We start from the raw sequence: 7668 nt of genomic DNA on the forward strand, positions 1-7668 counted from the left end.
AAGCGCTGTATTCGGATAAATTCTCAGTATTTCGCAGCGTTAAGGCAGGTACACCGACACAGTTTGCCAGAATGATGGATAAGCTGGGAGTAACGATGATCTTTGCCAATTCTTCCCAGGCAAAGGGACGTGTGGAACGCTACAACGGCACCGCGCAGATGAGGCTCCCGAATGATTTGATTCGATGGAAAATTCCTCATAACTATGACTTTCTGAATGACTGGTTCAACAGGAAATATCGGCTCTATCTGAATATGAAATTCTCATATCCGGTGAAGGATCCGAACGATCTGTTCCGCCCAATACCCGCTGACTTCAACTCTTCGAAAATCTTCAGAGCTGAGTATCCGTGGCAGATCAGGAACAACGTATTCTCAATGGGAAACAGTCTGTATACAGCAGTAACAAGCGATGGAGAGGTAGTCCCCTTCAATCAGAAGCAGAGTATTACAGTTTATGAAGATGCGATCACTGAAAAGATCTACATTGAAAGATATGGAAAGCATTACACATGCATGAAGGTTGGGGAGCGGAAGCGCGACAGAATCTATTCAGTTAATAACGAGAAAGAACTTCAGAAAGTTCTCAATGAGATGTCGGAAGAAAAAACTAAATGATTGTGATACATCAAAGTTTTATAACAAGATGGGACATTTTCAAAAAATCTTAACAACTCAAGTTTTGAAGCAAAAACGGAGAAAGCCGCATAAGCAAGCAGCTTTCTCCGTTTTGCCTGTGTAGTGTAATGGCTGATCTTCCGAAGTGGCGGGACGGATAGTTCAGCAGCCTGCGCATTCCTGCTGAGTCCGGCATTAATGATTCAGCTCAATTTTGAAGACATTGCAGCATTCTCTGATAACTATTGCGGAAAAGGGTTGATAATCCTTTTCGCTGAAATGAAGCATATTTCCTGAGGACTTTCAATATCTGTTCGATCGGATACTTTTTTCAGTCTCATCTAAAGCAGTGGGATCAGTACGAGGGATGTGAAGCGTATGGTGAAGTGCGCATCATTGTGATCATTCGTTCTTACATAGATTGGCCTGGTATCAAATTCTGATTTCGTGATCCGGATCAGTTCTCTGCTGAGCTGCAGATATTCCCTCTTCAGCAATCTTTTCTGGATCGAGTTCCAGTTTCTTGCCAATGATTTTCTCTATCTTTTGTGAACCTCCCCGCCTAAGCTAACGCTATAGGCAGGGCTTCCAGGGGCTTGTGTTCCCTCAGACTTCCGTCTGCAAGGCATATACGGCATCAGCACAGCGAGGAAACATACGCTTCCAGACCCATCTGAACTAAATGCCTGCAGACTTATGCAGACTCAATCAAGCCGCCGGAGACAGAGGATAAAGCACTCTGCTGATTTTCCATAGGTCAGAAAGAGTCCTTGTGGTTCCACTCCCGACCTCAGGGACTTCTGCCATAAGATCGGGTGATTCCATAAACAGGCCGCGGATCAAATAACGGGCACCGATGTTGTAACTGGCGGAAAGGTCGCAGTTGCAGATCTTTCCGTTTTTGAAACGGCAGACGTCATACGGCGTGTCTTCGGATACTTCTCTTCCTCTTTTCACACGCCCGCTGCCATCGTAGGCCAGACGGCTCGTTCCCCATGCATTGACATGGGAAATGCGAATGCCATAATGATGGGCAAGTGTTTCTGCCGTGTTCTGGATATCCGCATGTTTCCACATGGCAAGTTTCTGTTTCTTACTGCCATGCTTTCTGCCTTTGGGATCCAGATGCTCCATCACAATGACATCGCATTCGTTTTCCACTGCAAAGTTCACGATCTGCCGAGCTGTCTGGTGAGCAAGATTTGTATTTCTCCGCTTTGCAAGATTCCAGAGTCTTCCGGAGTCATGAGATCCCTGTACAGACTGGAATACAGATACTCGATGCAGGGCATTCTTCACTGAGTCTTTTTCTCTTCCGCACGTAATGAATCTGCGTGCCAGGACAGTACCCATGGAATTCATGACACTGCATACTGCATCTGTATTGACGCCAAGATCAACTGCACAGATCTTCTGCTCACGGACAGGCTTATCGGACAGTTTTACTGTTTCAGTGACTGCAAATCTCAGCTTCCAGCATCCGTGTTTCTTCTCCAGAACCGGAGCTGAGATCTCACCGTTTCTGCCTCTTTTCTCGAGGTAGTCCGCATCTGTTTTCGAAAGCCGTACGGTTTCCCATACCCAGTCGCTGTTCCGGAACACTTTAATCTTTGCCACGTATGGCAGGACTTCTCCGGTGTCCGGATCAGTGACAGGCTTGTACGTATTGCCCCGATACAGCGCAGGCATATGATGAACGCCGGAATCCATTTTCGGCTCAGCGCCTTTACGGCCGCTTTCTTCCCATGTCTTGAGCGCCGCCTGATATGCAGAAACAATGCCGATCGCCTGCATAATTGCGGATCTTCTGTAATAAGAAGGAAATTTATGGAATTTCTTGTCAAAAGAATCGGATGAAACATTCCCGTTTCCAGAATGGATCAGGCACTCCATCATTCTCAGACGAGTATAAGAACTATCTGTCAGAGACAGATTTTCCCAGTTTCTGAAAGCCACACCAGTCAGATAAGTCACTGCATCAGAAAAAATCTCTGCCGTTCTCTTAAGGGCGTCATAATGATCTCTGATATGAATTCCGTAGCTGGTTACAACCTGCATAAATTCTCCGTTTTCTGAGATTGCAGCACATTCAGTGGTATCCTCCTGCAGGAGGAGGAAACTATACGGATTTATACAATGAATACCGCAGGAATCGTCACTCTATCTGCAAACTACAGTACCATTTAGTTGCTGTAACAAAATTCCGGCATCCGGTGTTAACAGGAGACATTGCGGAACGTCTGGAACAGATCAGTCACGAAGTGATAGAGGAAGACTGGAACTGCCGGATTCTGGAGATCAATACTGACCAGGACCATGTGCATATTCTGTTTGAGGCATCTCCTCAGACTCAGCTTTCCAAGCTGGTCAATAATTACAAGACTGTAACCTCTCGTCTGCTTCGGAAAGAATTTTCTTCTGCATTGAGTAAGTATTACGGGAAGCCATTATTCTGGTCAGACAGCTATTTTCTGAGCACGGTATCTGAAACCACGGAAGAAGCAGTCCGCATTTATATCCAGGAACAGGGGAAACGTGATAATGACGGCTTCCATCGTCCGACAGGCAGAAGAAAGGCGGCTGACCACGCCTGAACGTCTATGACGCTATAGACGGGGAATGCGCCGCCATTAATTCAATTTCTTCCAATTGTGCAAGAATAATGGAGGAGGTATCGGGATGAAGAAGAAAACAAAAGTGTGGATGATCATCCTTGCGGTGTGGTGTGCGGTTAATCTGATTCCCTTTATTCACTCAAATCATTCCGGGTCATCTGATACCTTTATTGATATTGTTGATGAAATTTATTTTTCTGATGAAGTCACAGTACTTGATACAACAATCTGACTGCAGATAGAAGGGAGATGGACGTATGAGTAAAAAAACTACTATCAGGATTCGCATGGATTCTGATCTGAAAGCACAGGCAGACGCACTCTTTAACGAGCTGGGCATGAACATTTCGACTGCGTTCAGCATCTTTGTCCGCCAGTCTCTCCGGGAGGGAAAGATCCCTTTCGAAATTTCCCTGAATCAGCCAGATGGCGAAACGCTTGCTGCTCTGATGGAAGCAGATCGGATTGCAAAGGACCAGACAGTCAAGGGCTATTCTGATCTTGACGAACTGTTTGAAAATCTGAAAGCATGAGAGAAACGAAATATCCTGTTGAATTCACCTCGCAGTTCAGAATGGATTGCAATCAGGCAATGAAGCGAGGCTGATAATCTTTCTTCTGGGTGAAGTGATTGTGCTGCTATCCTTTCATGAAATTAACCTCCAGGTTTCTGATTGATGATCACGATCAGTCTGCCTGGATGTGTTTCTCATGTCAGATGTCTTCTGAATAACACAGGACTGATCACATCTTCTGAGTCCTGGAGATGAAAACAGGAGACAGCAAATCAAGCTGCCTCCTGTTCTGCATGTATGCATGTAATGCTGAAAATCTGAGAATGATCAGTGCTTTGCCAGATATCTGCTGTAGATCCATTCTGCAAGACATGCGCCGATCACTGCAAGGATGATGGATCCGATCAGGTTGGTGGACTGCAGTCCGATCAGAGCTCCTACCAGAGAACCGACAATCGAACCGACCACGCCAAGAGCCAGGTTCTTTCCCATATCAGAGCTATCCTGATGCATGACCTTGTTTGCAAGCCAGCCTGCAATCAGGCCGACAATCAGAATCCGAATAATCCAGAGCATTGCAATTACCTCCTGAGCCTGTCGGGCTCTGCATTCATCATATGCCTTTCAGAAAATTGTTCAATTCTTCTCTAAGCTCAGAAGTTAGATGATTGTGAGACACATTCAATTCATAACAAGATGGGACATTTTCATTAAACCATCCATGTCATTGATTTCTGGTCTCCTGTATTTCTGCAAGCTTTGCAATTTTCAGCTTCTGCAGGATACCTGGCCTGAAGCGGGAAATGATGAAAGCCAGTACGATTTCCACCAGAAAGATAACCGGTTCTTTATCATTGACGAAGGTCATTTTTCCAACGATGAAGCCTGATACAGCCTCCAGCAGTTTGAGCAATAGATACAGTTCAGCAAATGAAAGAAGCACATTGTACTTCACAGTGAATGTTCTGTGACATTCAGGACACGTGTAAGTATCACGGGAGAAAAATGATTTTCTCTCATCGGCTTCCAGCATTGTTCCGCAATCCGGGCAGGTAAAGTCAGAGTGAGTTTTCATTTCATGAGTCCCTTTCATTCAGCTGTGCGGAGGATCCTCAGAAACAGTATGATCCATCGTCTCATCAGAATTCTATAAGTATTGCTTATCTGGTCTGATTATTGCTCATTCGGCAGCTTTTCGGAGCAGAGCAGACATGTGTTTCTATTCATTCTGGAGAGTTGTATCCTGAAACATTTCAAGCAATACCATGTCTTCCTGATATCTGCTGGGGGAGGCTGTCCTAAGTTTCTCAGGAGCCATGTCACCGTTGTAGTAATAGATGTGCTCGATCATAGGAACCTGCGTGTATGTATAAGTAATCGGAATTGATTTATAGATGTTCCTGCCAAACAGAAGATTCCATTTTGTCGTCTGGATCGTGATATACCTGCTGTGATCATCAAATGTTCCTACTTCGAAATGAGTGATCTGCTTGCCGGTGTAAGCCGCGAAATAATTATCGAACTCTTTATAGACATAAACATTGGGAGCTTCTTCAGTGGTTCCATCAGAGTAGAAATAAGTTCCTCCTGTATCAGAATATCTGACGTTGACAACCTCATTGGAAAGTTTCAGATAAGCCATTGCCAATCCGAGAAGCAGAATCAGAAGAGCGATCAGCAGATTTCTAGACGACTTTTTCATAGGGTCAATCCTCCTTTGCTGTGCCCATCATTGCATATTCAGACTCCTTCAGGAACATTCTGAGTCTATCTGGTCTGATTCTGGTTTATCTGGCTCTCTGATTCAGAACTGCACGGATATTTCCTGAACGATATCCATCATTGGAAAAGCCGTCATATTTTCTGATCAGGTGTCTGATCATCGCCAGTTCTTCCTGATTGAATTCATAGTTATTTCTTTCTGACTTTGCAGGAAGGGTTCTGATATGAAGCAGTATCATCGTTCCCTGACCTGTGATCGTGATCTCTGCGGATCCGGAGGCTTCAGTTCTATGAGGATAGAGCACCTGAATCATGACAGTGATGAGAATTGCCAGATCAGAGAAATCAATCTGTTCCGTGCCGCTGAGCTGATCAATCATCCGAAAACATAAATCAGGATATTCAGCTTGAAGATAGCGAAGTGCAGCATCCAGATATTCATTCTCCAGCCCCTTCACTTCAGATGACTGCCGAAGGCTTTCTGTCAGGAGAGCAGATGCTTCATCTATTCTGTTTTCTTTCAGAAGCCCGATGATCTTCAGAGTCTCTTTCCTCTGCCGATGGTGTTCCTTCAGTGTTTTAATTGCCTGGTCCCTCTGAATCTGCATTGCGGTCCTGCTCTGATTCATATTCACCGTAATCGCCTCCGCCTGCTGCTGGCGCTTCTCATTGAGAATTGTCCGATCAATGAAGAAAACAAAGACCAGCGGATAGATAAATGCAGGGATGATTGCCAGGGGCTGTGCCTTTCCTCGGATTGCTGCAATCATCAGAATCGAAAATCCAGCCGCAATCACAGCATTTCTGGAATCTTCAATCTGTTCAAAATCATGGTATCCGAAATATAAGCGCAGAAATACTGCATAGGAACAGCGGAGAATCAGATACAGCGGACTCACTCCCCAGCTGTAATACAGATCTGTATATTCCGGTGCAAAGCCATGAAGGGAAGAAGAGTATTCCAGAACAACTTGTTCCAGAACCAGGGCACAGACATCAAAAAGAATCGTGATCGCTGTCAGTACTGTGGATTCTTTCCGGTTATCCTCCAGCCCTCCGTAAAACAGGATAAAGTACGCGCAGAATCTGAATGGAATCCAGATCAGAAACGAAGGAAGCATATTCTGCATGCCCGATATAAGCGGAGGAAGAATACGGTCCTGAAGAATCATCGAGAAGCCCGTGATCAGCCAGGAAATCACAAGATACAGATACAGATCCGTTTTTCTGATAGTGTCTTTATGAGCAAACGGAGCAATAGCGAAAATCACTCCGAGGAACATTTCAGATAAAGTGCAAAGTTCCGTCATTGGATTCTCCTCAGAAATACTTCCTGAACATGTCTGCGTTCTCTCCTGCTCGGAAACAGACGTGTTCCGTCATATAATTCCAGTTCTTCCGGAGTTATGCTTCGGACATAATCCAGATTCACAAGTTCAGACTGATTGATCCTGCATAGGTCCGGGAGGATCTCCTGGCAATGCTGGATGGTTTCCGCCACAAGCTGATATTCCATTTCTTTCCCGAAACTGATATAGATGGTTCTGCCTCTTTTTGAAATATACTGCACCATGGAAGGATGAAAAGAGATCACCCCTGTTCTGGTTCTGATCTGCATTGACGGCACAAAATATCTGTTTCTGATTTTCTGAAGACCGGCTGATAATTCTTCATCCGTCATGCTTTTGGTCAGAAATCCAGCAACCTTCGGTGCGAAGGCATCCATAACCCGTTCATTGAAGGATGTAACATATGCAATGAATGATGCATGCATGGAAATCTCCTGAGAGCAGCGGATCCCATCTTCTTCTGCAACCTGGATATCCAGAAGCACAAGCAGGTAATAACTGCTGCTCGCCAGGAATTCAGAGCAGGAAGAAAAGACGGAACATACTGCCTCAGGAAACACCTTGCCTGCAATATTCAGAAGACGCTTCTGATCTTCCTCAGAATCGTCAATGATACAGATCGGATATTGTTTCATGGAGTTCCCCTTGAGTTCAGTATTTCATATTTCCTGGGAAACGACCAGGTATATTTGCTTTCTGCTGCGATCTTGATTAGCATCGGGAGTGTTACGCCTCTAATATGATGTCAATCTTCAGCTCAGGTTGTTTGTCCCTGGGCTGCTCTTTATAATGGGCATTAATTGAGAAAGGAAAAGTCCCGGAGTGACCTTTTATCTGGGCGATAAACACT

8 protein-coding genes and 1 pseudogene are annotated in these 7668 nt (G+C 44.9%); 4 read left to right on the top strand and 5 right to left on the bottom strand.

Going from position 1 to position 7668, the window contains the following annotated elements; genetic code table 11:
• A pseudogene (locus FYJ51_RS13980) lies at positions 1-617 on the top strand (hypothetical protein); the annotation flags it as partial.
• A 708-nt stretch (positions 618-1325) separates the two neighbouring features.
• Here the strand turns inward: FYJ51_RS13980 and FYJ51_RS13090 are convergent.
• The gene (locus tag FYJ51_RS13090; RefSeq protein WP_154505986.1) at positions 1326-2675 is read right to left on the bottom strand and encodes an IS200/IS605 family accessory protein TnpB-related protein; all 1350 of its coding nucleotides are present in this window, start codon (positions 2673-2675) and stop codon (positions 1326-1328) included.
• 20 nt (positions 2676-2695) lie between these two features.
• Between FYJ51_RS13090 and tnpA the strand changes: the two genes are divergently transcribed.
• The 3 genes from tnpA (at position 2696) to FYJ51_RS13105 (ending at position 3765) form a co-directional block, all read left to right on the top strand.
• Complete coding sequence (gene tnpA / locus FYJ51_RS13095; protein ID WP_154505987.1) at positions 2696-3211, top strand: IS200/IS605 family transposase; 516 nt, start codon at positions 2696-2698, stop codon at positions 3209-3211.
• Between the two features lie 85 nt (positions 3212-3296).
• Positions 3297-3464 carry a hypothetical protein gene (locus tag FYJ51_RS13100; protein WP_154505988.1) on the top strand — a complete coding sequence of 56 codons (168 nt, stop codon included), beginning with the start codon at positions 3297-3299 and terminating at the stop codon, positions 3462-3464.
• Between the two features lie 25 nt (positions 3465-3489).
• Positions 3490-3765 carry a type II toxin-antitoxin system RelB/DinJ family antitoxin gene (locus FYJ51_RS13105; protein WP_105304694.1) on the top strand — a complete coding sequence of 92 codons (276 nt, stop codon included), beginning with the start codon at positions 3490-3492 and terminating at the stop codon, positions 3763-3765.
• 309 nt (positions 3766-4074) lie between these two features.
• Here FYJ51_RS13105 and FYJ51_RS13110 read toward each other — a convergent pair whose 3' ends face one another.
• The 4 genes from FYJ51_RS13110 to FYJ51_RS13125 form a co-directional block, all read right to left on the bottom strand.
• Positions 4075-4323, bottom strand: a complete 249-nt coding sequence (locus FYJ51_RS13110; protein WP_105304693.1) for a GlsB/YeaQ/YmgE family stress response membrane protein — start codon at positions 4321-4323, stop codon at positions 4075-4077.
• A 643-nt stretch (positions 4324-4966) separates the two neighbouring features.
• Positions 4967-5449 carry a hypothetical protein gene (locus FYJ51_RS13115; protein ID WP_105304691.1) on the bottom strand — a complete coding sequence of 161 codons (483 nt, stop codon included), beginning with the start codon at positions 5447-5449 and terminating at the stop codon, positions 4967-4969.
• An 85-nt stretch (positions 5450-5534) separates the two neighbouring features.
• Positions 5535-6779 (bottom strand): hypothetical protein, encoded by a 1245-nt coding sequence (locus FYJ51_RS13120; protein WP_105304690.1) that lies wholly within the window; start codon positions 6777-6779, stop codon positions 5535-5537.
• Entirely contained in the window at positions 6776-7453 is a 678-nt protein-coding gene (locus FYJ51_RS13125) for a LytR/AlgR family response regulator transcription factor (protein WP_154505989.1), read from the bottom strand. The genes FYJ51_RS13120 and FYJ51_RS13125 overlap by 4 nt, the downstream gene beginning before the upstream one ends.
• Between the last annotated feature and the right edge of the window lie 215 nt (positions 7454-7668).

The organism is Stecheria intestinalis, from assembly GCF_009696165.1.
GTDB lineage: Bacteria > Bacillota_I > Bacilli_A > Erysipelotrichales > Erysipelotrichaceae > Bulleidia > Bulleidia intestinalis.